The sequence below is a fragment of the Enterobacter asburiae genome, assembly GCF_007035645.1.
In the GTDB taxonomy this organism is placed as follows: Bacteria; Pseudomonadota; Gammaproteobacteria; order Enterobacterales; family Enterobacteriaceae; genus Enterobacter; species Enterobacter asburiae_B.
This window is the reverse complement of the sequence record NZ_AP019632.1, coordinates 3,163,818-3,186,148: the sequence shown is the minus strand read 5'-3', so window position 1 is coordinate 3,186,148 and position 22,331 is coordinate 3,163,818. Positions and strand designations below refer to the sequence as shown.

The window sequence follows — 22,331 nt, the reverse complement described above, 5'->3', positions numbered from 1 at the left end:
AATTGTATCTTTTTTGTTAAATCTGACCTTGTGTGTGCTTGTCTATACAAGTATATCTAAATGCATCATCTGTCCCCTATGAGGAGCACACAATGTCGTCAGGTAAATACCGCCAGCAGGACGTCCGCGCCGCGCGCGGCACCATGCTTACCGCCAAAAGCTGGCTCACCGAAGCCCCGCTGCGCATGTTGATGAACAACCTCGACCCTGAGGTGGCGGAAAACCCCCACGAGCTGGTGGTCTACGGCGGCATTGGCCGCGCCGCGCGCAACTGGGAATGCTATGACGCAATTGTAAAATCCCTGACCGAACTCGAACACGACGAAACCCTGCTGGTACAGTCCGGCAAGCCGGTTGGCGTGTTCAAAACGCACAAAAACGCGCCGCGCGTGCTGATCGCTAACTCTAACCTCGTGCCGCACTGGGCGACGTGGGAACACTTCAACGAACTGGACGCGAAAGGGCTGGCGATGTATGGCCAGATGACCGCGGGGAGCTGGATCTACATCGGCAGCCAGGGGATCGTGCAGGGCACCTATGAGACCTTCGTGGAAGCCGGTCGCCAGCACTATAACGGCTCGCTGAAAGGCCGCTGGGTATTGACCGCGGGTCTCGGCGGGATGGGCGGCGCGCAGCCGCTGGCCGCCACGCTTGCCGGCGCATGCTCGCTCAACGTTGAGTGCCAGCAGAGCCGCATTGATTTCCGTCTGCGCACCCGCTACGTCGATGAGCAGGCAACCGATCTGGACGATGCGCTGGCGCGTATCAAAAAATACACCTCCGAAGGCAAAGCGGTGTCGATTGCCCTGTGCGGCAACGCGGCGGACATTCTCCCGCAGCTCGTCGCCCGAGGCGTACGTCCGGATCTGGTCACCGACCAGACCAGCGCCCATGACCCGCTGCACGGTTATCTGCCAAAAGGCTGGACGTGGGAAGAATATCAGCAAAAAGCGGAAACCGACCCGGAAGGCACGGTACTTGCTGCGAAACGATCCATGGCCGAGCACGTCTCCGCCATGCTGGCCTTCAGCCAAATGGGCATTCCGACCTTTGACTACGGCAACAACATCCGCCAGATGGCGAAAGAGATGGGCGTAAATAACGCGTTTGACTTCCCGGGCTTCGTTCCTGCCTATATTCGCCCGCTGTTCTGCCGCGGCATCGGTCCGTTCCGCTGGGTTGCCCTGTCCGGTGACCCGGAGGATATCTACAAAACCGACGCCAAAGTGAAGGAGATCGTCGCTGATGACGAACATCTTCACCACTGGCTGGACATGGCCCGCGAGCGCATTAACTTCCAGGGCCTGCCGGCGCGTATCTGCTGGGTAGGGCTGGAGTGGCGTCAAAAACTCGGCCTCGCCTTCAACGAAATGGTGCGCAGCGGTGAGGTTTCCGCGCCGATCGTCATCGGCCGCGACCACCTGGACTCCGGCTCCGTCGCCAGCCCGAACCGCGAAACCGAAGCCATGCGCGACGGCTCGGATGCGGTCTCCGACTGGCCGTTGCTGAACGCTCTGCTGAATACCGCCAGCGGCGCGACCTGGGTGTCGCTGCACCACGGCGGCGGCGTGGGGATGGGCTTCTCCCAGCATTCCGGGATGGTCATCGTCTGCGACGGAACCGATGAAGCCGCCGCGCGTATCGCTCGCGTGCTGCACAACGACCCGGCCACCGGCGTGATGCGTCACGCGGATGCGGGTTACGAAATTGCCATTGACTGTGCCAAAGAGCAGGGCCTTAACCTGCCGATGATCCCTGCCACACAAGGAAAGCATTAATGAACGCATTAACACTCACCCCCGGCTCGCTGACGCTCAAGCAGCTGCGTAACGTCTGGCGTAAACCGGTTACCCTTTCGCTGGATGAAAGCGCCCACGCCGCCATTAACGACAGCGTCGCCTGCGTCGAAGCCATCGTTGCCGAAGGGCGCACCGCTTACGGGATTAACACCGGATTTGGCCTGCTGGCGCAGACCCGCATCGCGACACACGATCTGGAAAACTTACAGCGTTCGCTGGTGCTGTCACATGCGGCGGGCGTGGGTCAGCCGCTGGATGATGAGATTGTCCGTCTGATGATGGTGCTCAAAATCAACAGCCTGGCCCGCGGCTTCTCCGGCATTCGCCTGAGCGTGATTCAGGCGCTGATGGCGCTGGTCAATGCGGAAGTCTATCCGTGGATCCCGGCAAAAGGCTCTGTTGGCGCATCCGGCGATCTTGCGCCGCTGGCGCACATGTCGCTGCTGCTGCTCGGCGAAGGCAAAGCGCGCTGGCAGGGCGAGTGGCTTCCTGCGAAGGAGGCGCTGAAAAAAGCCGGATTAACGCCAATTACGCTGGCGGCGAAAGAGGGGCTGGCGCTGCTGAACGGCACGCAGGCATCGACCGCTTTCGCGCTGCGCGGCCTCTTTGAAGCGGAAGATCTGTTTGCCTCGGCGGTGGTGTGCGGTGCGCTGACCACCGAAGCCGTGCTGGGCTCGCGTCGTCCGTTCGATGCCCGCATCCACGAGGTGCGCGGTCAGCGCGGGCAGATTGATGCCGCCGCGATGTACCGTCACGTGCTTACCGACACCAGCGAGATCGCGGATTCACACCACAACTGTGAAAAGGTGCAGGATCCGTATTCCCTGCGCTGCCAGCCGCAGGTGATGGGCGCGTGCCTGACGCAGCTGCGCCAGGCGGCAGAAGTGCTGCTGGTGGAGGCCAACGCGGTGTCCGATAACCCGCTGGTGTTCGCCCAGGAAAACGAGGTGGTTTCCGGGGGCAACTTCCACGCCGAGCCGGTGGCAATGGCGGCGGATAATATCGCCCTGGCGATTGCCGAAGTCGGCGCGTTGTCCGAGCGCCGCATCGCGCTGATGATGGATAAACATATGTCCCAGCTGCCGCCGTTCCTGGTGCGTAACGGCGGGGTCAACTCGGGCTTTATGATTGCCCAGGTGACCGCGGCGGCGCTGGCGAGCGAGAACAAAGCCCTGTCGCACCCGCACAGCGTGGACAGCCTGCCAACGTCAGCGAACCAGGAAGATCACGTTTCGATGGCGCCGGCTGCCGGGCGTCGTCTCTGGGAAATGGCCTCCAACACCCGCGGCGTGCTGGCGGTGGAGTGGCTGGCGGCATGTCAGGGTGTCGATCTGCGTGAAGGGTTAAAATCCAGCCCGCTGCTGGAGCAGGCGCGTCATGCGCTGCGCGAGCACGTATCGCACTACGATGACGACCGCTTCTTTGCGCCGGATATTGATAAGGCGATGCAGCTTCTGGAAGAGGGAAGCCTTGTAGGACTGCTACCTTCAGTGCTGTGATTTTTTGCCCTGACCCTCTCCCAAAGGGAGAGGGAATTGCCCGGTTTTCTCCCTCTCCCTGTGGGAGAGAGCCGGGGTGAGGGCATCAGCCCGCACTATTATGAATACATCGCCGTAATCGACGCGCTGCCCAGCGAATGGAAATGCACGTTAAACCCGACCATCGCGCCGCTCGCCCCTTCATCGACCTCAATCTTCTCCACATCCAGCGCGTGCACCGTGAAGATATAGCGGTGGGTTTCCCCTTTTGGCGGCGCCGCGCCGCCGTAGCCCGCTTTACCAAAGTCAGTGCGCGTCTGAATGGCGCCTTCAGGCAGGGCAACCAGGTCTGAACCGGAACCCTGCGGCAGGACGCGCGTGTCGGCAGGCAGGTTCGCCACAATCCAGTGCCACCAGCCGGAGCCGGTCGGCGCATCCGGGTCGTAGCAGGTCACGACAAAGCTTTTGGTTCCGGCCGGAACCTCGTCCCACGCCAGGTGCGGGGAGATGTTGTCTCCCTGATACCCCATGCCGTTGAATACGTGGCGTTCCGGCAGTTTTTCACCGTCGCGCAGATCTTTACTGATGATTTTCATACGGTTTACCCTCGTTGATCGCTCGTTCAGCAAGTGTAATGCATAGGGTTACATCGTGAAATGCGCCGGAATGTTAACGGCTGTTACAACCGCGTCGGTTAATTTACGCAGCTGCTCCGGCGTAATGCTGTACGGCGGCATCAGGTAGATAAGCTTGCCGAAGGGCCGTACCCACACGCCCTGGTTCACGAAGAAGCGCTGCAGCGCCGCCATATTCACCGGATGGGTGGTTTCAATCACGCCGATGGCGCCCAGCACGCGCACGTCTGCCACAAAATTCGCGCCCGAGGCGGCGCTCAGTTCATCTTTCAGCTGCGCCTCAATCGCCGCAACCTGCGTCTGCCACTCGCCGCTCTCCAGAATGGCGAGGCTTTCGCTTGCGACGGCGCAGGCCAGCGGGTTGCCCATAAACGTCGGGCCGTGCATAAAGCAGCCCGCCTCGCCGTCGCTGATGGTGTCGGCCACCTGGCGGGTCGTGAGCGTGGCGGAGAGCGTCATGGTGCCGCCGGTCAGCGCTTTACCCAGACACAGAATATCCGGCGCAATGCCTGCATGCTCGCAGGCAAACAGCCTGCCGGTGCGGCCAAAGCCGGTGGCGATCTCATCGGCAATCAGCAGAATGCCCTCGCGGTCGCACATCTTGCGAATACGCCTCAGCCATTCCGGATGGTACATCCGCATTCCGCCAGCGCCCTGCACAATCGGCTCCAGGATCACGGCTGCGATTTCATGGCGATGCGCCGCCATCAGCCGCGCGAAACCGACCATGTCCATCTCGTTCCACTCGCCGTCGAAACGGCTCTGCGGGGCAGGGGCGAACAGGTTTTCCGGCAGATAGCCCTTCCACAGGCTGTGCATGGAGTTGTCCGGATCGCACACCGACATCGCCCCGAAGGTATCCCCGTGATAACCGTTGCGGAAGGTGAGGAAGCGCTGGCGCGTTTCGCCCTTCGCATGCCAGTACTGCAGCGCCATTTTCATCGCCACTTCCACCGCCACGGAGCCGGAATCGGCCAGGAACACGCACTCCAGCGATTCAGGCGTCATCGCCACCAGACGACGGCATAAATCCACCGCGGGCTGATGGGTGATCCCGCCAAACATCACGTGCGACATCTGGTCAATCTGGGCCTTCATCGCCGCATTCAGGCGCGGGTGGTTGTACCCGTGAATGGCCGCCCACCACGAAGACATCCCGTCAACGAGCCGCTCGCCGCTGGCGAGGTGCAGCTCGCAGCCGTGGGCCAAGGCCACCGGATAGACGGGAAGAGGGCGGGTAGTGGAGGTGTAAGGGTGCCAGATATGCTGCTTGTCGAAGGCGAGATCGTCCTGGGTCATAATCGACTTGTAAACCATTTTGAAAAGTTTTAGGTTTACGAGTATAAACCGAACCGAAAATTAACAAAACCCTTTGGAGAAGCCCGATGGCTCACCACGCACGCTGGACGATGTCGCAAGTCACTGAATTATTCAACAAACCTTTCCTAGAGCTGATGTTCGAAGCCCAACAGGTGCATCGTCAGCACTTCGATCCGCGCCATGTTCAGGTCAGCACGCTGCTGTCGATCAAAACCGGTGCCTGTCCTGAAGACTGCAAATATTGCCCGCAGAGCGCGCGCTACAAAACCGGTCTCGAATCCGAACGGCTGATGGAGGTGGAGCAGGTGCTCGACTCGGCGCGCAAGGCGAAAAACGCCGGCTCTACCCGCTTCTGCATGGGCGCGGCGTGGAAGAACCCGCACGATCGCGACATGCCGTATCTGGAGCAGATGGTGAAGGGCGTGAAGGAGATGGGCCTCGAAGCCTGTATGACGCTCGGCACGCTGAACGAGGAGCAGGCGCAGCGCCTCTCTGCGGCGGGGCTGGACTACTACAACCATAACCTCGACACCTCGCCGGAGTTTTACGGCAACATCATCACCACGCGGACCTATCAGGAGCGTCTGGACACGCTGGATAAAGTGCGTGACGCGGGGATCAAGGTCTGCTCCGGCGGTATTGTCGGCTTAGGTGAGACGGTCAAAGACCGCGCGGGCCTGCTGCTGCAGCTGGCAAACCTGCCGACCCCGCCGGAAAGCGTGCCGATCAACATGCTGGTGAAGGTTAAGGGGACGCCGCTGGCGGATAACGACGACGTGGATGCGTTTGATTTTATTCGCACCATCGCGGTGGCGCGCATCATGATGCCGACCTCTTTCGTGCGCCTCTCTGCCGGTCGCGAGCAGATGAACGAGCAGACCCAGGCGATGTGCTTTATGGCCGGAGCCAACTCCATCTTCTACGGCTGCAAGCTGCTGACCACGCCGAACCCGGAAGAGGACAAAGACGTTCAGCTGTTCCGCAAGCTGGGGCTTAACCCGCATCAGACCGAAGTGCTGACGGGCGATAACGAGCAACAGCAGCAGCTGGAGCAGCAGATTTTCAACGCCGACACCGACCAGTTCTACAACGCGGCAGCCGTATGACCTGGCAGGCACGCATTAATACCGCGCTGGACGAACGCCGGGCGGCAGAGGCGTTTCGCGTTCGCAGGGTGGTGGAAAACGGCGCGGGCCGTTTTCTTACCCGCGAGGGGCGGCAGTTTTGTAATTTCTCCAGCAACGACTATCTCGGGCTGAGCCAGCATCCGGCCATCATCCGCGCCTGGCAGCAGGGTGCGGAGCGGTTTGGCGTGGGCAGCGGCGGCTCGGGACACGTCAGCGGATATACCACCGCGCATCAGGCGCTGGAAGAGGCGCTTGCCGACTGGCTCGGCTACCCGCGCGCGCTGCTGTTCATCTCCGGCTTTGCCGCCAACCAGGCGGTCATTACCGCCCTGATGGGAAAAGAGGACCGTATTGTCGCCGACCGCCTGAGCCACGCCTCGCTGCTGGAGGCGGCAAGTTTAAGCCCGGCGCAGCTGCGCCGCTTTGCCCATAACGATGCGGGGCAGCTCGCCGGGCTGCTGGATAAACCCTGCGACGGACAACAGCTGGCGGTTACGGAAGGGGTGTTCAGCATGGACGGCGACAGCGCGCCGCTTGCCGCGCTGCACGAGGCAGCAAAGCGGCAAAACGCCTGGCTGCTGGTCGACGATGCCCACGGCATTGGCGTAATGGGCGACGAAGGTCGCGGCAGCGCATACCAGCAAAACGTGAAGCCCGAGCTGCTGATCGTCACCTTCGGCAAAGGCTTTGGCGCCAGCGGCGCCGCCGTGCTGTGCAGCGAGTCCGTCGCCGACTATCTGCTGCAGTTTGCCCGACACCTGATCTACAGCACCAGCATGCCCCCGGCGCAGGCCGTGGCGCTGTCTGCGTCGCTGGCGGTGATCCGCAGCGCAGAAGGGGATGAACGTCGTCAGCGGCTGGCAGAGCATATCTCCCGCTTCCGCAAGGGGTTAGCGGCGCTGCCCTTCCACAGTCCCGATTCGCAAAGCGCCATCCAGCCGGTGATTGTCGGCGAAAACGGTCGCGCGCTGGCGCTGGCACAGGCGCTGCGCGAGCGCGGCATGTGGGTGACCGCCATTCGCCCGCCAACGGTCCCGCCGGGCACCGCGCGGCTGCGTTTAACCCTGACGGCGGCGCATGACGCTCGGGATATCCAGACGCTGCTGGAGGCGCTCAATGACGCCGGTGAATAAGCAGGCCGTTGCGGCGGCATTTGGCCGGGCCGCGCAGAGCTATTCGCAGCACGATGAGCTGCAGCGTCAGAGCGCGGAGGGGCTTCTGGCCGCGCTTGGCGACAACCGCTTTCCGCAGGTGCTGGACGCCGGCTGTGGTCCCGGCAGCAACAGCCGCTACTGGCGCGGGGCGGGAAGCCAGGTCACGGCTATCGACCTCTCGGACCAGATGCTCGACGAGGCGCGACAGCGGCAGGCAGCGGACCATTATCTGCTGGCGGATATCGAGGCGATCCCGCTGGCGGATGCGCAGTTCGATCTGGTCTGGAGTCATCTGGCGGTCCAGTGGTGCAGCAGCCTGCCGCAGGCCTTGCGCGAGCTTTATCGTGTGGCGCGACCGGGCGGGAAGGTGGCCTTTACCACCCTGCTGGAAAGCTCGCTGCCGGAGCTGAATCAGGCGTGGAAAGCGGTGGATGAGCAGCCTCACGCTAACCGCTTTTTATCGCATGAGCAGGTGATGCAGGCGCTGGCAGGCTGGCGTTACCGCAGCACGGTGCAGACCATCACCCTCAATTTTGGCGATGCGTTCAGCGCTATGCGTTCGCTGAAGGGCATCGGCGCCACGCACCTGCACGCCGGACGGGAGAAAAAACCGCTGACCCGGGGCCAGCTGCAGCGTCTGGAGCTGGCCTGGCCGCAGCAGCGGGGGCATTTCCCGCTCTCTTATCAACTTTTTCATGGGATTATCGAACGTGACTGAACGTTATTTTGTTACCGGCACGGATACGGAAGTGGGCAAAACGGTGGCCAGCTCGGCGCTGCTGCAGGCGGCACGACTGCTCGGAAAAAACACCGCCGGATATAAGCCCGTTGCTTCCGGCAGCGAGGTGACGGCGGAAGGATTACGCAACACCGACGCGCTGGCGCTCCAGCGTAACAGCACCCTTGAACTCGCCTATTCAGCGGTCAATCCGTACACCTTTGCCGAGCCGACCTCGCCGCACATCATCAGCGCTGACGAAGATCGTCCGATTGATTTCACCGTGCTGTCAGCCGGGTTACGGACGCTGGAAAGCCAGGCCGACTGGGTGCTGGTGGAAGGTGCGGGCGGCTGGTTTACGCCGCTTTCGGAGACGCAGACGTTTGCTGACTGGGTGCAGGCCGAGCAGCTTCCGGTCATTCTGGTCGTCGGCGTCAGGCTGGGCTGCATCAATCACGCCATGTTGACCGCGCAGGCCGTCCAGCAGGCCGGGCTGCGTCTGGCGGGCTGGATAGCCAACGACGTGGTTGCGCCGGGTAAACGACACCAGGAGTATCTGGCGACGCTCAGGCGCGTACTTCCCGCCCCGTGCCTCGGGGAAATTCCCTGGCTTGCTGACGGCGCGGAAAATGCCGACACCGGGCGTTATCTCGATCTCAGCGTCTTGCTTCCCGCGACATCCAGTGCGCGATAAGCTCGTCATCCAGTTCGTTAACGTGGCCCTGCGCCACGTTACGCCCGCGATAGAGCATGCAGAAACGGTCCGCAACCCGGCGGATAAACGACAGCTGCTGCTCCGCTAATAGCACCGTCATACCTAACTCCCGGTTTAAGCGCGCCAGCAGCTGCCCCAGCTTCTGGGCGAAGCTTTGTCCTGCGCCGTGCAGGGGCTCATCGAGGATCAGCAGGTGCGGACGGTTCACCAGCGCATTAGCCAGCGCCAGCTGATACTGATCGTCCGGAGAGAGCGTGTTCGCACGGGCCTGCCGCAATGCGTAGAGCGCCGGAAACAGGTCGTAAACGTCACTTTTCGCTTCCGGGTTGGGTTTCCCCATCGCCCGCATGGCGATATGCAGATTCTCCTCAATCGTTAGCTGGGAGAAGATCCGCCTGTCCTGCGGGACATAGCCTATCCCCGGTCCTGAACGCTGTTCTGGCGGCAGGTTAAGCAAATCGCGCGGCGGCGCGCCCGCCTCGTGCCAGATGATGCTGCCGCTTTCAACGGGCACTCTCCCGGCGATGCAATTCATGAGGGTGGTTTTCCCCATCCCCGGCAGGCCAACGACGCCTGTACACATCCCTTGCGGAAAATCCAAATTCACGTTCCATAGCGTATGTTGGCTTCCGTAAAACTGATTCACAGCACGCAGACTCAACATCTTTTTCTCCTTAAAAATGTGTGTAGGTGAGGCTCGTGTTTGAATCTGCAAAACCCCTGCCAGAAACCGAAAAGTGTTCAAAAAAACGGCTTTTTTAGGAATGAATCACCAGAAAGCGGTTTATAAAAAACCGGATTGCACAGCGACGGTGCTGGAGGTGGTGAGTTGTGGTGCAGAACCCAAAATGATGAAAATGTGAGCAAGATCCCATCGGTTGGTTATGAATGACGCAACTGTTAATCATCAAAAAATAGCTATAAAAATTTTTTACTACCGTCTCGTGGGAAAAACCGGGAATTTGCCGAGCGCCAGTCTGTATGGGCTGGAAGCAGTTATCCACTATTCCTGTGGATAACCATGTGCATTAGAGTTAGAAAACACGCGATAAGCGAGAGAAGACGCGGCTTACGCCCAAATTGGCGCGAAACGCGGCTTTAGAAAATATCGTTTATTATTTAATTGCTTAGATAAAAGCAATTCCCGTCATGAAAGTGTCACCCGTTGCCACAAAACTATCATTACCTGGCTTGACAAATGTTAAAAAAGAAAAAGTTCTGGGGATAACCTGACCTGACTGGTGTTTTATATTGTCACAGTCCAAATTTTGGCCGTTATCCCACTTATCATTCAGGCGCTATGCTAAATATCCTGACATGCCACTGGTTTTTCATCCAGTGTTTTTTACTGGCATTCCTGGCAACAACGAGTAAAATTACTCACCTGCCGCTTATAACGTCATCAGGTCGTCGCCCATGAGTAAACCGTTCAAATTGAATTCTGCTTTCCGTCCATCTGGCGATCAGCCTGAGGCGATCCGTCGTCTGGAGGAGGGGCTGGAAGACGGGCTGGCGCACCAGACGCTGCTGGGGGTAACCGGCTCGGGTAAAACGTTCACTATCGCCAACGTGATTGCGGATCTCCAGCGTCCAACGATGGTGTTGGCACCCAACAAAACCCTGGCCGCACAGCTTTACGGCGAGATGAAAGAGTTCTTCCCGGAAAACGCGGTGGAGTATTTCGTCTCCTACTACGATTACTACCAGCCTGAAGCCTACGTGCCGAGCTCTGACACCTTCATCGAGAAGGATGCCTCGGTGAACGAGCACATCGAGCAGATGCGTCTGTCGGCCACGAAGGCGCTTCTGGAGCGTCGCGATGTGGTCGTCGTCGCATCGGTTTCCGCGATCTACGGTCTGGGCGATCCGGATCTCTATCTCAAGATGATGCTGCATCTGACGCAGGGGATGATTATCGACCAGCGCGCCATCGTCCGCCGTCTGGCAGAGCTGCAGTACGCCCGTAACGATCAGGCGTTCCAGCGCGGCACCTTCCGCGTACGCGGGGAAGTGATCGACATCTTCCCGGCGGAATCGGACGATATGGCGCTGCGCGTCGAGCTGTTTGACGAAGAGGTTGAACGCCTGTCGCTCTTCGACCCGCTGACCGGACACGTTGAGTCAGTGATCCAGCGCTTTACCATCTACCCGAAAACGCACTACGTGACGCCGCGCGAGCGTATCGTGCAGGCGATGGAAGAGATCAAAGTGGAGCTGGCCGAGCGCCGTAAGGTGCTGCTGGCGAACAATAAGCTGCTGGAAGAGCAGCGCCTCAGCCAGCGCACCCAGTTCGACCTTGAGATGATGAACGAGCTCGGCTACTGCTCCGGCATTGAAAACTATTCGCGCTTCCTCTCCGGGCGCGGGCCGGGCGAGCCGCCGCCAACGCTGTTTGATTACCTGCCGGCAGACGGTTTGCTGGTGATCGACGAATCCCACGTCACGATCCCGCAGATCGGCGGGATGTACCGCGGTGACCGGGCGCGTAAAGAGACGCTGGTTGAGTACGGCTTCCGCCTGCCGTCGGCGCTGGATAACCGTCCGATGAAGTTTGAAGAGTTTGAGGCATTAGCGCCGCAAACCATTTACGTCTCGGCCACGCCGGGCAACTACGAGCTGGAGAAATCCGGTGAAGACGTTGTCGATCAGGTTGTGCGTCCGACCGGGTTGCTCGACCCAATTATTGAAGTTCGTCCAGTGGCTACGCAGGTGGACGATCTGCTCTCGGAAATCCGCGCCCGTTCCGCCATCAACGAGCGCGTGCTGGTGACCACGCTCACCAAGCGTATGGCGGAAGACCTCACTGAATATCTCGAAGAGCACGGCGAGAAGGTGCGCTATCTGCACTCGGATATCGACACCGTGGAGCGCATGGAGATTATCCGCGATCTGCGTCTGGGCGAGTTTGACGTGCTGGTGGGGATCAACCTGCTGCGAGAAGGTCTGGACATGCCGGAAGTCTCGCTGGTGGCAATTCTGGATGCGGACAAAGAGGGCTTCCTGCGTTCTGAACGCTCCCTGATCCAGACCATCGGCCGTGCGGCGCGTAACGTCAACGGTAAAGCGATTCTGTACGGTGACAAAATCACCCCGTCGATGGCGAAAGCGATTGGCGAAACGGAGCGCCGCCGCGAGAAACAGCAGCGTTACAACGAAGAGCACGGCATTACCCCGCAGGGGCTGAACAAGAAGGTGGTGGATATTCTGGCGCTGGGGCAGAACATTGCCAAAACCAAAGCGAAGGGTCGCGGCAAGGCGCGTTCAGTGGTGGAAGAAGACACCGTCGTGCTGACGCCGAAAGCGCTGCAGCAGAAAATCCACGAGCTGGAAGGGCAGATGATGCAGCACGCGCAGAATCTGGAGTTCGAAGAGGCGGCGCAGATCCGCGACCAGCTACATCAGCTGCGGGATCTTTTCATCGCGGCATCGTGAGTAAAGCGTTGTTTTCTCCCTCTCCCCGTGGGAGAGGGATCCCCAGTAATTTTTGAACAGAAGCAATAATGTTGTTTCAGAGCGATTGAAGGCTATCAGCGATGCTCTGGTCCGGCTGTAAATCGCTGAGGCGTTTCCTGCAGGCCGGGGCGAGGCGCAGGGATGCGCCGAGAGGGCGGGCTTTACAGGGACGTTACCTCCGCCCGTACCCGATAAGCCGAAAGGAATAAGCCGATGACAAAATTGCCGGGAGCAATTTTGGACAGCGCTTGCGCTGGCCCCGAAGGGGTGAGCCCCAGGGATGGGGCGAACAATCCGCGCAGCGGCGATTTACCGCCGGGAGCCCGGGTCGCCAGGGTGGTGGCGATTGAGCCACCCTGGCACGTTCACCGGTCATGTCGTTACAGAGTAGCAAGGAACATAAAGTGAACGGAATGACCACCAGAGTCGTATGTTCCCCCCTCACCCCAGCCCTCTCCCTCAAGGGAGAGGGGGTCGTCCGTGCGGGCATTATTATGAGGGCATCAGGCCGCACAAAACGAACCTAGCCCAGCGCCTGAATCGCCTTCTCCAGCGCCTCGCGCAGCAGGTGACGGTCATGGCGATATTTAATATCACTCGCTTCTAGCGGCTCCTGCACCACCAGACGATTGCCAATCCCTGACACATCCACTTTTGGGCCCACGACTACGCCGTCAATGATTTTCTTGCCGACGTAATGCTCCATTAATTCCAGTTTGTCCGCCAGCGACAGGCTCGCCGCCGCCGGGCTCAGCTCACGTCCCAGGTTACCGATGTAAACCATCGGGGCAGGAGTGCGGCGCAGCGCCTGCGCCAGCTCTTTTACCAGCAGAATGGGCATCAGGCTGGTGTAAAAACTGCCTGGGCCGATCAGGATAAGATCCGCTTCCCCGATGGCCTCCACCGCTTCTCGCGTGGCGGGCACGCTCGGATAGGTCATTAACTCCGTTGGCGGCAGGATGAGCTGGTCGATATTCACCTCGCCGTAAACTTCATGCCCTTCGGCGTCGATGGCCATCAAGTCTACCGGTTGTTCTGACATGGGGATCAGGAATGCGTCCACTTTGAGCAGATTACGGATTAAGTTGATGGCTTCCAGAGGCCGTACGCTCAGGTGATCGAGCGCCTTTAACATCAAATTTCCGAGGTTATGCCCGGAAAGTTCGCCATTACCGCCAAAACGGTACTCAAACATCGCCGACGCGACGCTCGGCTCGGTAATTAACTGGTTCAGGCAGTTGCGCATATCTCCCCAGGCAATGCCGCCTTCGGCACGTCGAATGCGCCCGGTTGAGCCGCCGTTGTCGGTGGTGGTCACTATCCCTGTCAGCCTTGAGCCGAGTGACGACAAAGAGGACATAACCCGGCCTAAGCCGTGTCCTCCGCCAAGAGCGACCACTCGGTCAAGATCCGCAAAAGTGCGATTGCGCATACGTATTCCTTATCACGTTCGATCGCGTAACAGTAACCTAACTACCCCTAAAAGACGATGCCTCACCCGATGCAAAATGACGTATATCAATGTGAAAATGCGGTTTTTAGGTATTCTGTAGCGAAAATGCAGGATCGATTCGCTATATAGATAATTATATAGCGAAAGGCGAGAATGGCGTCGTCAGAATTTCCGCGCTACTATCGCCCTAACCACGTTTTCAAAATTGAAAACATACACTCTAGCCCTTGTGCCTGTGTCGAAAGATATGGCGCTCTGGCCGTGGCGAATTTGCCACCAGGGTACAGAAAGAAATGACTGTGCCTCCCGATCTGGAAAGGTGTACATGGCTTCACAACTTACTGATGCTTTCGCGCGTAAGTTTTATTACTTACGTCTGTCGATTACCGATGTGTGCAACTTCCGTTGCACCTACTGCCTGCCCGATGGCTACAAACCGGGCAGCGTCACCAATAACGGCTTTCTCTCCGTGGATGAAGTGCGCCGCGTCACGCGCGCCTTCTCTGAACTCGGCACCGAAAAAGTGCGTCTGACCGGCGGCGAACCCTCCCTACGCCGCGATTTCCCCGACATCATCGCCGCCGTGCGTGAAAACGAACGTATCCGCCAGATTGCGGTGACCACCAACGGTTACCGCATGGCGCGTGACGTGGCGAACTGGCGCGATGCGGGGCTGACGGCGATCAACGTCAGCGTCGATAGCCTGGATGCCCGTCAGTTCCACGCCATTACCGGCCAGGATAAATTTCAGCAGGTCATGGACGGCATCGACGCGGCATTTGCGGCCGGGTTCGAGAAGGTCAAAGTCAACACAGTGCTGATGCGTGATGTGAACCATCACCAGCTCGATACCTTCCTGGGGTGGATCAAAACCCGCCCTATACAGCTGCGTTTTATCGAGCTGATGGAAACCGGCGAGGGCAGCGAGCTGTTTCGTCGCCATCACATCTCCGGCATGGTGCTGCGCGACGAGCTGCTGAAACGCGGCTGGATCCATCAAATCCGCCAGCGCAGCGACGGCCCGGCGCAGGTCTTCTGCCACTCGGATTACGAAGGTGAGATTGGGCTTATCATGCCCTATGAGAAAGACTTCTGCGCCAGCTGCAACCGCCTGCGCGTCTCCTCCGTTGGCAAGCTCCATCTTTGCCTGTTCGGCGACGGCGGCGTGGATCTCCGCGATCTGCTGGAAGACGATGCGCAGCAGGCCGCGCTTGAAGCACGTATTTCTGACGCGCTGACGCATAAAAAACAGACCCACTTCCTGCATCAGGGCAATACCGGTATTACTCAGAACCTGTCCTACATCGGCGGGTAATCAGGCTTAAGAAGGAACCAGAAGATGAGTCAGGTAAGCGCAGAATTTATCCCGACACGCATTGCTATCCTTACCGTTTCCGACCGCCGTGGCGAAGAGGATGATACCTCCGGCCACTGGCTGCGCGAGGCGGCCCATGACGCGGGGCATCACATCGTCGATAAAGCGATCGTGAAGGAGAACCGCTACGCCATTCGCGCTCAGGTTTCGCAGTGGATTGCGAGTGATGAGGTGCAGGTGGTGCTGATCGCCGGCGGCACCGGCTTTACCGCAGGCGATCAGGCCCCTGAAGCGCTGATCCCGCTGTTCGACCGCGAGGTAGAAGGCTTCGGCGAAGTGTTCCGCATGCTCTCCTTTGAAGAGATTGGTACCTCCACGCTCCAGTCGCGCGCCGTTGCCGGGGTGGCTAACAAAACCCTGATTTTCGCTATGCCGGGCTCGACCAAAGCCTGCCGCACCGCGTGGGAAAACATCATCGCCCCGCAGCTGGACGCCCGTACCCGTCCGTGTAATTTCCATCCCCATTTAAAGAAATAAGCTATGTCACAACTGACCCACATTAACGCCGCCGGCGAAGCGCATATGGTGGACGTCTCCGCCAAAGCGGAAACGGTGCGCGAGGCGCGCGCGGAAGCGTTCGTCACCATGCTGCCGGAAACCCTGGCGATGATTATCGACGGCAGTCATCACAAGGGCGACGTCTTTGCCACCGCCCGCATCGCCGGTATTCAGGCCGCCAAACGGACCTGGGAGCTCATTCCGCTGTGCCATCCGCTGATGCTGAGCAAGGTGGAAGTGAACCTGCAGGCGCAGCCGGAGCATAATCGCGTGCGCATTGAGTCACTCTGCCGCTTAACCGGCAAAACCGGCGTGGAGATGGAGGCGCTGACGTCGGCCTCAGTCGCCGCGCTGACCATCTACGACATGTGCAAAGCGGTGCAGAAAGATATGGTGATTGGCCCGGTTCGCCTGCTGGCAAAAAGCGGCGGCAAATCCGGTGATTTTAAGGTGGACAGCCATGATTAAGGTGCTCTTTTTTGCGCAGGTGCGCGAGCTGGTGAATACCGACAGCCTGACGCTGGATGCGTCCTTCGAAAACGTCGCGGCCCTGCGCGCGCATCTGGCGGCACAAAGCGACCGCTGGGCGCTGGCGCTGGACGAAGGCAAGCTGCTGGCCGCCGTTAACCAAACGCTGGTGGAGTTTACCCATCCGTTGAAGGAAGGCGATGAAGTGGCCTTCTTCCCGCCGGTAACGGGGGGCTAAGATGGCTGAAACCCGAATTCTGGTGAGCCCCGAGCGTTTTAACGTAGGGACAGAATACAGCTGGCTGGCGGAACGCGATGAAGACGGCGCGGTTGTCACCTTCACCGGCAAAGTGCGCAACCACAACCTCGGCGACAGCGTGAAGGCACTGACGCTGGAGCACTATCCGGGGATGACCGAGAAATCGCTGGCGGAGATTGTCGACGAGGCGCGAGGCCGCTGGCCACTTGGCCGCGTCACGGTTATTCACCGCATCGGCGAGATGTGGCCTGGCGAAGAGATTGTCTTCGTCGGGGTGACCAGCGCGCACCGCAGCAGCGCGTTTGCGGCAGGGGAGTTCATTATGGATTACCTCAAAACAAAAGCGCCGTTCTGGAAGCGCGAAGCCACGCCGGAAGGTGACCGCTGGGTAGAATCGCGCGACAGCGATAAACAAGCCGCCAGCCGTTGGTAGTCGGTTTACGTGGATGTGTTAATCTTAACGTGTGTGTCTACTTAATCTTAATCAGGAGTGAATCATGGACCGATTTCCGCGTTCCGATTCAATAGTACAGCAGACCCGTAGCGGCCTGCAGACGTATATGGCTCAGGTGTACGGCTGGATGACGGTTGGCCTGCTGCTTACCGCGTTCATCGCGTGGTATGCGGCGAACACGCCTGAACTGATGATGTTTATCTTCTCCAGCAAAATCACCTTCTTTGGGCTGATTATCGCGCAGCTGGCGCTGGTGTTTGTGCTTTCGGGTCTGGTGCAAAAGCTGAGTGCCGGAATGGCGACTACGCTGTTTATGCTCTATTCGGCGCTAACCGGGCTGACGCTTTCCAGTATCTTCATCGTTTACACCTACTCCTCCATCGCCAGCACCTTCGTGGTCACCGGCGGGATGTTCGGTGCGATGAGCCTGTACGGTTACACCACGAAGCGCGATCTGAGCGGTTTCGGCAGCATGCTGTTTATGGGGCTGATCGGGATTGTGCTGGCGTCGCTGGTAAACCTGTGGCTGAAGAGCGACGCGCTGATGTGGGCCGTGACCTACATCGGGGTGGTGATCTTCGTTGGGTTGACGGCGTATGACACCCAGAAGCTGAAAAACATCGGCGAGCAGATCGACGTACGCGACAGTTCAAACCTGCGCAAATACGCGATTCTGGGCGCGCTGACGCTGTATCTGGACTTCATCAACCTGTTCCTGATGCTGCTGCGGATTTTCGGCGACCGTCGCTAAGGTTGTTTTGCCGGGTGGCGGTCTGGTGCCCTCACCCTGACCCTCTCCCACGGGAGAGGGAACAAACACTAAAAACGGCAACAAGGTTGCCGTTTTGCTTTTATTTCGCTAACGCCTTCTCGTTCTTCGCTCTCAGCTTTTTCGCCCGACTCTCCAGCACCAGATAACACACCGTTGCCAGCGCCAGCGGCAAGAAGTAATACAGCATGCGGTACGCCAGCAGGGCGGCGATAATCGTTCCCTGAGAGACATGCTCCCCGGCCAGCAACGCGATAAACACAGCCTCCAGCACGCCGATCCCCGCCGGAATATGCACAATCACGCCCGCAATACTGCTCACCAGCAGCACGCCCAGCACGAAGAAGTAATTGACGTCCTCGCCAATCAGCAGCCAGATAATCGCCCCCATCGCCATCCAGTTGGCGCTGGAGACGGCCATCTGCAGCACCGCAAACTTCCACGAGGGCAGCACCAGCTTTTGCCCTTTAATGGTCATATGGCGGCGTCTGGCAAACGCGCAGGCCCACAGATAAACGGCGATAATCAGCAGCAGCACAATGCCCAGAATGCGCAGCGTGGCCTCATCGATATACCAGTGCGCGGGCAGCTGCACCACGCCGATGGTGAAGATCACCCCGCCGAGCAGAATATAGCCCAGCCAGTTGGTGGTGATGCTTAACGAGAAAATGCGCGTTATGGTCCCGCCCGGCAGGCCGAGCCGCGAGTAGAGGCGATAGCGCATGCCAATGCCGCCGACCCAGGTGCTCAGCGTCAGGTTGAAGGCGTAGCAGATAAACGACACCAGCATAACCTGACGTTTGGCCAGCTTGTGGCCGCAGTAAGCGCGGCCCAGCAGGTCATAGCAGCCGTACATCAGGTAGCTCACGATAACCAGCCCCACAGCGCCCAGCAGCACCATCCGGTTATAGTTGCGGATGACTTTCCACACCTCTTCCCAGTCAACTTTCTGCGCGTAGACCACCAGCAGAACCGCGACCGCAATAAAAAACAGCCAGGTCAGGATCTTTTTTGCCAGCCGCCAGCGCGGATGCGATTTCGACATCAGGGTTTGCCTCCGTCTTCCGCTTCAATACGGTCCTGGGTTTCCATTTCGGGTTGTACCGGCGGGTCCACCTGCGCAAGCTTAGGCGTATGCGCCGGCAGCCAGCCGACCATGGCCGGGAAATGACGCAGAAAGTGGAACACCACCACGCTGATGCCCAGGTTCCACCAGGTGCGTTTGGGAACCATGGATTCGTCCACGCGCACGCAGTCGTTAACGATCAGCGCCTGCAGGTTATCCCGCAGGGTCTGATTAAACTGGCGATCGTGAATGATCAGGTTAGCTTCGAGATTGAGCGATAAGCTCAGCGGATCGAGATTACTGGAACCCACGGTGGCCCAGTGATCGTCCATCAGCGCCACTTTGCCGTGCAGCGGTCGGCGGCGATATTCGTAGATCTGCACGCCGCCCTTCACCAGATAGTTATACAGCAGCCGCGCGCCGACTTTGACTATCGGCATATCCGGCTCGCCCTGCACAATCAGCTTCACGCGAACCCCGCGTCGGGCCGCATTGCGCATGGCGTGCAGCAGACGATAGCCGGGGAAAAAGTAGGCGTTAGCAATAATCACTTCGCGCTTCGCGTTGGCGAGCATCTTGAGATAATGACGTTCAATGTCGTCCCGGTGCTCGCCGTTATCCCGCCAGACGAAAAGGGCCTGCGCTTCGCCGGGCTTCCGGTTCTCTTCCGGGCGATGGCGGCGTCTCCACCAGCGGCGAACGGCCTCTTTACCCGGCAGGTTCTCCAGCTCAAACAGTAAGATGTCCTGCACCACCGGGCCTTCAATGCGAATAGCGTAGTCCTGCTTCGCCTCCGGGCCGTAGTCGGACATATGCTCAGCGGAGTAGTTAATGCCGCCGACAAACGCCACCGTCTCATCCACCACCACAATTTTGCGGTGCATCCGGCGGAAAAGATTGGTACGCATGCCGAACAGGCGAGGGCCGGGATCGTAGTAGCGGAACACCACGCCCGCGGAGGTCAATTCATTCACAAACGCATCGCTGAGATCCGGCGAGCCATAGCCATCAAGCAATACTTCAATTTTGACGCCGCGCCGGGCGGCGCGCAGCAGCACGCCGTGCAGCTGTTTGCCGACGTCGTCTTCGAACCAGATAAAGGTTTCGAGGATCACCTTCTGCTGTGCATGGTCAATCGCTTTAAACACGGCCGGATAATACTCGTCCCCGTTGACCAGCAGCGTGATTCGGTTGCCTTCCTGCCAGGAACATTTCATAGGTGGATCTCCGCGCTGAGCGGGGCATGGTCGGAAAGATGTCGCCAGTTAAGGAGCGCCAGGGCGGTCGGGCTGCTGGCGTGGGCATTTTTCACGTAGATGCGGTCAAGCCGAAGCAGCGGGAAACGGACCGGGAAAGTGCGAGCAGGCCTGCCGTTGGCGCGAGTAAAAATCTCTTCCAGCCCGGCATCTACTTTCAACGGATGGTTTGCCCGCTGTCGCCAGTCGTTGAAATCGCCCGCTACCACCACAGGTTCGCCTTCGGGAAGCGCGTTGGCCCATTCGGCCAGCATTTTCAGCTGCGCCTGACGATGGGCTTCGCGAAGGCCCAGGTGAACACAGCCGACATGGACAGGTCGCTCGAGGTCTGGCGGCGTAATGCGGCAGTAAAGCAGGCCGCGTTTTTCGCTTTCCCCGACGGAAACGTCGCGGTTTTCGTAATGTTCAATGGGGTAGCGGGACAGCACCGCGTTTCCGTGATGCCCTTCCGGATAGACCGCGTTGCGGCCATAGGCGTAGTCACTCCACATGGTGTCGGCCAGAAATTCATAGTGCGGCGTGTCGGGCCAGTTCTCAAAGTGGAGCGGATGCACTTCGTGTGCGCCCATCACCTCCTGCAGGCAGACAATATCCGCGCTGACGGTGCGTACCGCGTCGCGCAGCTCCGGTAAAATGAAGCGGCGGTTAAATGCTGTGAAGCCCTTATGAATGTTTATCGTCAGCACCTTAAGCGAGAAATGCTGCATTTTTTGAGTCATAAGCTCCTTCCTGAGTGACTATCCCAATGAAAATAAAGTGTAGTCGTCGTCACAAAAAGATGCGGCGTTACGGAATTTTCCGTAAAGTGCGGTAGTCTGATTAAGCAGAGAAAAATCCTTCAGGAGAGAAGCCATGAAGTGGCAACAACGTGTTCGTGTCGCAACTGGCCTGAGTTGCTGGCAGATAATGTTGCATTTACTGGTCGTGGCCGTACTGGTGATGGGCTGGATGAGCGGCACGCTGGTGCGTGTTGGCCTGGGGCTATGCGTCCTTTATGGCGTCACCGTGCTGTCGATGCTGTTCTTACAGCGCCACCATGAAGCGCGCTGGCGCGAGGTGGGTGATGTGCTTGAAGAGCTCACCACCACCTGGTATTTTGGCGCGGCGATGATTGTGCTTTGGCTGCTCTCGCGCGTGCTGCAAAACAACCTGCTGCTTGCCCTGGCGGGTCTGGCTATCCTCGCAGGGCCTGCGGTGGTCTCGCTGCTGACCAAAGAGAAAAAGCTACGCAATGTTGCGTCTAAACATCGCGTACGCCACTGAGCCCGTCGTGGCCGCTATGACCAGTAGCGGCCACAAACTTCCCCAGACAATATCCAGACTCGCATCCTTCAGATAGATTTGCTTGGTGATGTCCGTAAAGTGCCGAATCGGGTTTACCCACGTCAGGTCCTGTAGCCACACCGGCATGTTCTCGACGGGTGAAACATACCCCGAGAGCAAAATCGCGGGCATCATAAAGACGAACACCCCAATAAACGCCTGCTGCTGCGTCGAGCAGAGCGCCGAGATCAGCAGTCCAAACCCCACCAGCGACAGCCCGTAAATGACCATCGTGAAGTAAAACAGCGCCAGCGAACCGGCGAACGGGATCTGGTAGGCCCAAATTCCCACCCCCAGCACGATGGTGGCCTGAAACGTCGCGACGATCAGCGCCGGGACCGCTTTGCCGACGAAAATTTGCCAGGTGGCGAGCGGGGAGACCAGTAGCTGGTCCAGCGTGCCCTGTTCGCGCTCGCGGGCGACGGAAAGGGAAGTCACGATCATCACCCCGATAGTGGTGATCATGGCGATTAGCGACGGCACCACGAACCACTTGTAGTCCAGGTTCGGGTTGTACCAGTTACGCACCACCAGCTCGCTGTTGTTGGGCTTCGGTTTGCCCTTCATCAGCTCCTGCTGGTAATCCTTCACCACCTGCTGCAGGTAGTTGGCGGCTATCTGGGCGCTGTTGGAGTTACGCCCGTCGAGGATCAGCTGCATCGGCGCGGTCTGGAAGGTATCCAGATTGCGGGAGAAATCCGCCGGGAACCGCACCAGCAGCAGCGCTTTTTGCGTGTCGATGGTGGGCTGGATCTCCTGCGGGCTTTTCAGCAGCAGGATGTGGGTAAAGGCTTTTGCACGGGCAAAACGCTGCGTCAGCTCGACGGAATGTTTGCCGTTATCTTCGTTGTAAATGGCAATGGTGGCGTTGGTCACCTCAAGGGTGGCGGCAAACGGGAACAGTAAAACCTGGATCAGCACCGGCAAGACCAGAATGGCGCGGGTTTGCGGCTCGCGCAGCAGGGATTGCAGCTCTTTGCGTATCAACGTCCATAATCGGTGAAACATGTT

At 59.1% G+C, this 22,331-nt stretch carries 22 protein-coding genes and 1 riboswitch; of the genes, 14 read left to right on the top strand and 8 right to left on the bottom strand.

Going from position 1 to position 22,331, the window contains the following annotated elements:
- Window positions 1-92: 92 nt before the first annotated feature.
- Window positions 93-1,778: a urocanate hydratase gene (gene hutU, locus FOY96_RS15220; protein WP_143347368.1), complete on the top strand. Its 1,686-nt coding sequence runs from the start codon at window positions 93-95 to the stop codon at window positions 1,776-1,778.
- Complete coding sequence (gene hutH, locus FOY96_RS15215) at window positions 1,778-3,298, top strand: histidine ammonia-lyase (RefSeq protein WP_143347367.1); 1,521 nt, start codon at window positions 1,778-1,780, stop codon at window positions 3,296-3,298. The genes hutU and hutH overlap by 1 nt, the downstream gene beginning before the upstream one ends.
- A 98-nt stretch (window positions 3,299-3,396) precedes the next feature.
- Here hutH and FOY96_RS15210 read toward each other — a convergent pair whose 3' ends face one another.
- Both FOY96_RS15210 and bioA read right to left on the bottom strand, forming a co-directional pair.
- Window positions 3,397-3,873 carry a kinase inhibitor gene (locus FOY96_RS15210; protein WP_008501131.1) on the bottom strand — a complete coding sequence of 159 codons (477 nt, stop codon included), beginning with the start codon at window positions 3,871-3,873 and terminating at the stop codon, window positions 3,397-3,399.
- A 48-nt stretch (window positions 3,874-3,921) separates the two neighbouring features.
- Window positions 3,922-5,211, bottom strand: a complete 1,290-nt coding sequence (gene bioA / locus FOY96_RS15205; RefSeq protein ID WP_415270590.1) for an adenosylmethionine--8-amino-7-oxononanoate transaminase — start codon at window positions 5,209-5,211, stop codon at window positions 3,922-3,924.
- An 86-nt stretch (window positions 5,212-5,297) separates the two neighbouring features.
- On the opposite strand from bioA, the gene bioB reads away from it, so the two are divergent.
- Genes bioB through bioD form a run of 4 tightly spaced genes read left to right on the top strand, consistent with a single transcriptional unit; the run spans window position 5,298 to window position 8,925 of the window.
- Window positions 5,298-6,338 (top strand): biotin synthase BioB, encoded by a 1,041-nt coding sequence (bioB, locus tag FOY96_RS15200; protein ID WP_033144975.1) that lies wholly within the window; start codon window positions 5,298-5,300, stop codon window positions 6,336-6,338.
- Window positions 6,335-7,492 carry an 8-amino-7-oxononanoate synthase gene (gene bioF / locus FOY96_RS15195; protein ID WP_143347365.1) on the top strand — a complete coding sequence of 386 codons (1,158 nt, stop codon included), beginning with the start codon at window positions 6,335-6,337 and terminating at the stop codon, window positions 7,490-7,492. Before bioB ends, bioF begins: the two co-directional genes overlap by 4 nt.
- Window positions 7,476-8,231 (top strand): malonyl-ACP O-methyltransferase BioC, encoded by a 756-nt coding sequence (gene bioC, locus FOY96_RS15190; protein ID WP_094934364.1) that lies wholly within the window; start codon window positions 7,476-7,478, stop codon window positions 8,229-8,231. The genes bioF and bioC overlap by 17 nt, the downstream gene beginning before the upstream one ends.
- Entirely contained in the window at window positions 8,224-8,925 is a 702-nt protein-coding gene (gene bioD, locus FOY96_RS15185) for a dethiobiotin synthase (RefSeq protein ID WP_143347364.1), read from the top strand. The genes bioC and bioD overlap by 8 nt, the downstream gene beginning before the upstream one ends.
- Here the strand turns inward: bioD and FOY96_RS15180 are convergent.
- Entirely contained in the window at window positions 8,888-9,610 is a 723-nt protein-coding gene (locus tag FOY96_RS15180; protein ID WP_064672122.1) for an ABC transporter ATP-binding protein, read from the bottom strand. The genes bioD and FOY96_RS15180 overlap by 38 nt on opposite strands.
- 752 nt (window positions 9,611-10,362) lie before the next feature.
- On the opposite strand from FOY96_RS15180, the gene uvrB reads away from it, so the two are divergent.
- Complete coding sequence (gene uvrB / locus FOY96_RS15175) at window positions 10,363-12,378, top strand: excinuclease ABC subunit UvrB (RefSeq protein ID WP_029742168.1); 2,016 nt, start codon at window positions 10,363-10,365, stop codon at window positions 12,376-12,378.
- 544 nt (window positions 12,379-12,922) lie between these two features.
- On the opposite strand, the gene yvcK is transcribed toward uvrB, so the two are convergent.
- Complete coding sequence (gene yvcK / locus FOY96_RS15170; RefSeq protein ID WP_039261383.1) at window positions 12,923-13,831, bottom strand: uridine diphosphate-N-acetylglucosamine-binding protein YvcK; 909 nt, start codon at window positions 13,829-13,831, stop codon at window positions 12,923-12,925.
- 225 nt (window positions 13,832-14,056) lie between these two features.
- Window positions 14,057-14,190: riboswitch (molybdenum cofactor riboswitch) on the top strand.
- Here yvcK and moaA point away from each other — a divergent pair.
- The 6 genes from moaA (at window position 14,178) to FOY96_RS15135 (ending at window position 17,657) form a co-directional block, all read left to right on the top strand.
- Window positions 14,178-15,167 (top strand): GTP 3',8-cyclase MoaA, encoded by a 990-nt coding sequence (moaA, locus tag FOY96_RS15160; RefSeq protein WP_143347363.1) that lies wholly within the window; start codon window positions 14,178-14,180, stop codon window positions 15,165-15,167. Its footprint overlaps the riboswitch before it by 13 nt.
- A 24-nt stretch (window positions 15,168-15,191) precedes the next feature.
- Complete coding sequence (gene moaB / locus FOY96_RS15155; protein ID WP_094934360.1) at window positions 15,192-15,704, top strand: molybdenum cofactor biosynthesis protein B; 513 nt, start codon at window positions 15,192-15,194, stop codon at window positions 15,702-15,704.
- Window positions 15,705-15,707: 3 nt separating this feature from the next.
- Window positions 15,708-16,193: a cyclic pyranopterin monophosphate synthase MoaC gene (gene moaC, locus FOY96_RS15150; protein ID WP_143347362.1), complete on the top strand. Its 486-nt coding sequence runs from the start codon at window positions 15,708-15,710 to the stop codon at window positions 16,191-16,193.
- Window positions 16,186-16,431 (top strand): molybdopterin synthase sulfur carrier subunit, encoded by a 246-nt coding sequence (moaD, locus tag FOY96_RS15145; RefSeq protein ID WP_023334974.1) that lies wholly within the window; start codon window positions 16,186-16,188, stop codon window positions 16,429-16,431. Before moaC ends, moaD begins: the two co-directional genes overlap by 8 nt.
- Window position 16,432: 1 nt before the next feature.
- Window positions 16,433-16,885 (top strand): molybdopterin synthase catalytic subunit MoaE, encoded by a 453-nt coding sequence (gene moaE / locus FOY96_RS15140; RefSeq protein ID WP_029742165.1) that lies wholly within the window; start codon window positions 16,433-16,435, stop codon window positions 16,883-16,885.
- A gap of 64 nt (window positions 16,886-16,949) precedes the next feature.
- Window positions 16,950-17,657: a Bax inhibitor-1/YccA family protein gene (locus FOY96_RS15135; protein ID WP_143347361.1), complete on the top strand. Its 708-nt coding sequence runs from the start codon at window positions 16,950-16,952 to the stop codon at window positions 17,655-17,657.
- 100 nt (window positions 17,658-17,757) lie between these two features.
- Here FOY96_RS15135 and FOY96_RS15130 read toward each other — a convergent pair whose 3' ends face one another.
- Genes FOY96_RS15130 through FOY96_RS15120 form a run of 3 tightly spaced genes read right to left on the bottom strand, consistent with a single transcriptional unit; the run spans window position 17,758 to window position 20,716 of the window.
- Window positions 17,758-18,720 carry a lysylphosphatidylglycerol synthase domain-containing protein gene (locus FOY96_RS15130; RefSeq protein WP_033144983.1) on the bottom strand — a complete coding sequence of 321 codons (963 nt, stop codon included), beginning with the start codon at window positions 18,718-18,720 and terminating at the stop codon, window positions 17,758-17,760.
- Complete coding sequence (clsB, locus tag FOY96_RS15125) at window positions 18,720-19,958, bottom strand: cardiolipin synthase ClsB (protein WP_143347360.1); 1,239 nt, start codon at window positions 19,956-19,958, stop codon at window positions 18,720-18,722. Before clsB ends, FOY96_RS15130 begins: the two co-directional genes overlap by 1 nt.
- Window positions 19,955-20,716 carry an endonuclease/exonuclease/phosphatase family protein gene (locus tag FOY96_RS15120; protein WP_023334979.1) on the bottom strand — a complete coding sequence of 254 codons (762 nt, stop codon included), beginning with the start codon at window positions 20,714-20,716 and terminating at the stop codon, window positions 19,955-19,957. The genes clsB and FOY96_RS15120 overlap by 4 nt, the downstream gene beginning before the upstream one ends.
- Before the next feature lie 133 nt (window positions 20,717-20,849).
- Between FOY96_RS15120 and FOY96_RS15115 the strand changes: the two genes are divergently transcribed.
- Window positions 20,850-21,260: a YbhQ family protein gene (locus FOY96_RS15115; RefSeq protein WP_014883088.1), complete on the top strand. Its 411-nt coding sequence runs from the start codon at window positions 20,850-20,852 to the stop codon at window positions 21,258-21,260.
- On the opposite strand, the gene FOY96_RS15110 is transcribed toward FOY96_RS15115, so the two are convergent.
- The gene (locus FOY96_RS15110) at window positions 21,222-22,328 is read right to left on the bottom strand and encodes an ABC transporter permease (protein WP_143347359.1); all 1,107 of its coding nucleotides are present in this window, start codon (window positions 22,326-22,328) and stop codon (window positions 21,222-21,224) included. The genes FOY96_RS15115 and FOY96_RS15110 overlap by 39 nt on opposite strands.
- Window positions 22,329-22,331: the final 3 nt, after the last annotated feature.

What these genes read in the sequence shown, in the direction of transcription:
- hutU (WP_143347368.1), top strand. Translation starts at nt 93, where the DNA reads ATGTCGTCAGGTAAATACCGCCAGCAGGACGTCCGCGCCGCGCGCGGC.
- hutH (WP_143347367.1), top strand. Translation starts at nt 1,778, where the DNA reads ATGAACGCATTAACACTCACCCCCGGCTCGCTGACGCTCAAGCAGCTG.
- FOY96_RS15210 (WP_008501131.1), bottom strand. Translation starts at nt 3,873, where the DNA reads ATGAAAATCATCAGTAAAGATCTGCGCGACGGTGAAAAACTGCCGGAA.
- bioA (WP_415270590.1), bottom strand. Translation starts at nt 5,211, where the DNA reads ATGACCCAGGACGATCTCGCCTTCGACAAGCAGCATATCTGGCACCCT.
- bioB (WP_033144975.1), top strand. Translation starts at nt 5,298, where the DNA reads ATGGCTCACCACGCACGCTGGACGATGTCGCAAGTCACTGAATTATTC.
- bioF (WP_143347365.1), top strand. Translation starts at nt 6,335, where the DNA reads ATGACCTGGCAGGCACGCATTAATACCGCGCTGGACGAACGCCGGGCG.
- bioC (WP_094934364.1), top strand. Translation starts at nt 7,476, where the DNA reads ATGACGCCGGTGAATAAGCAGGCCGTTGCGGCGGCATTTGGCCGGGCC.
- FOY96_RS15180 (WP_064672122.1), bottom strand. Translation starts at nt 9,610, where the DNA reads ATGTTGAGTCTGCGTGCTGTGAATCAGTTTTACGGAAGCCAACATACG.
- uvrB (WP_029742168.1), top strand. Translation starts at nt 10,363, where the DNA reads ATGAGTAAACCGTTCAAATTGAATTCTGCTTTCCGTCCATCTGGCGAT.
- yvcK (WP_039261383.1), bottom strand. Translation starts at nt 13,831, where the DNA reads ATGCGCAATCGCACTTTTGCGGATCTTGACCGAGTGGTCGCTCTTGGC.
- moaA (WP_143347363.1), top strand. Translation starts at nt 14,178, where the DNA reads ATGGCTTCACAACTTACTGATGCTTTCGCGCGTAAGTTTTATTACTTA.
- moaB (WP_094934360.1), top strand. Translation starts at nt 15,192, where the DNA reads ATGAGTCAGGTAAGCGCAGAATTTATCCCGACACGCATTGCTATCCTT.
- moaC (WP_143347362.1), top strand. Translation starts at nt 15,708, where the DNA reads ATGTCACAACTGACCCACATTAACGCCGCCGGCGAAGCGCATATGGTG.
- moaD (WP_023334974.1), top strand. Translation starts at nt 16,186, where the DNA reads ATGATTAAGGTGCTCTTTTTTGCGCAGGTGCGCGAGCTGGTGAATACC.
- moaE (WP_029742165.1), top strand. Translation starts at nt 16,433, where the DNA reads ATGGCTGAAACCCGAATTCTGGTGAGCCCCGAGCGTTTTAACGTAGGG.
- FOY96_RS15135 (WP_143347361.1), top strand. Translation starts at nt 16,950, where the DNA reads ATGGACCGATTTCCGCGTTCCGATTCAATAGTACAGCAGACCCGTAGC.
- FOY96_RS15130 (WP_033144983.1), bottom strand. Translation starts at nt 18,720, where the DNA reads ATGTCGAAATCGCATCCGCGCTGGCGGCTGGCAAAAAAGATCCTGACC.
- clsB (WP_143347360.1), bottom strand. Translation starts at nt 19,958, where the DNA reads ATGAAATGTTCCTGGCAGGAAGGCAACCGAATCACGCTGCTGGTCAAC.
- FOY96_RS15120 (WP_023334979.1), bottom strand. Translation starts at nt 20,716, where the DNA reads ATGACTCAAAAAATGCAGCATTTCTCGCTTAAGGTGCTGACGATAAAC.
- FOY96_RS15115 (WP_014883088.1), top strand. Translation starts at nt 20,850, where the DNA reads ATGAAGTGGCAACAACGTGTTCGTGTCGCAACTGGCCTGAGTTGCTGG.
- FOY96_RS15110 (WP_143347359.1), bottom strand. Translation starts at nt 22,328, where the DNA reads ATGTTTCACCGATTATGGACGTTGATACGCAAAGAGCTGCAATCCCTG.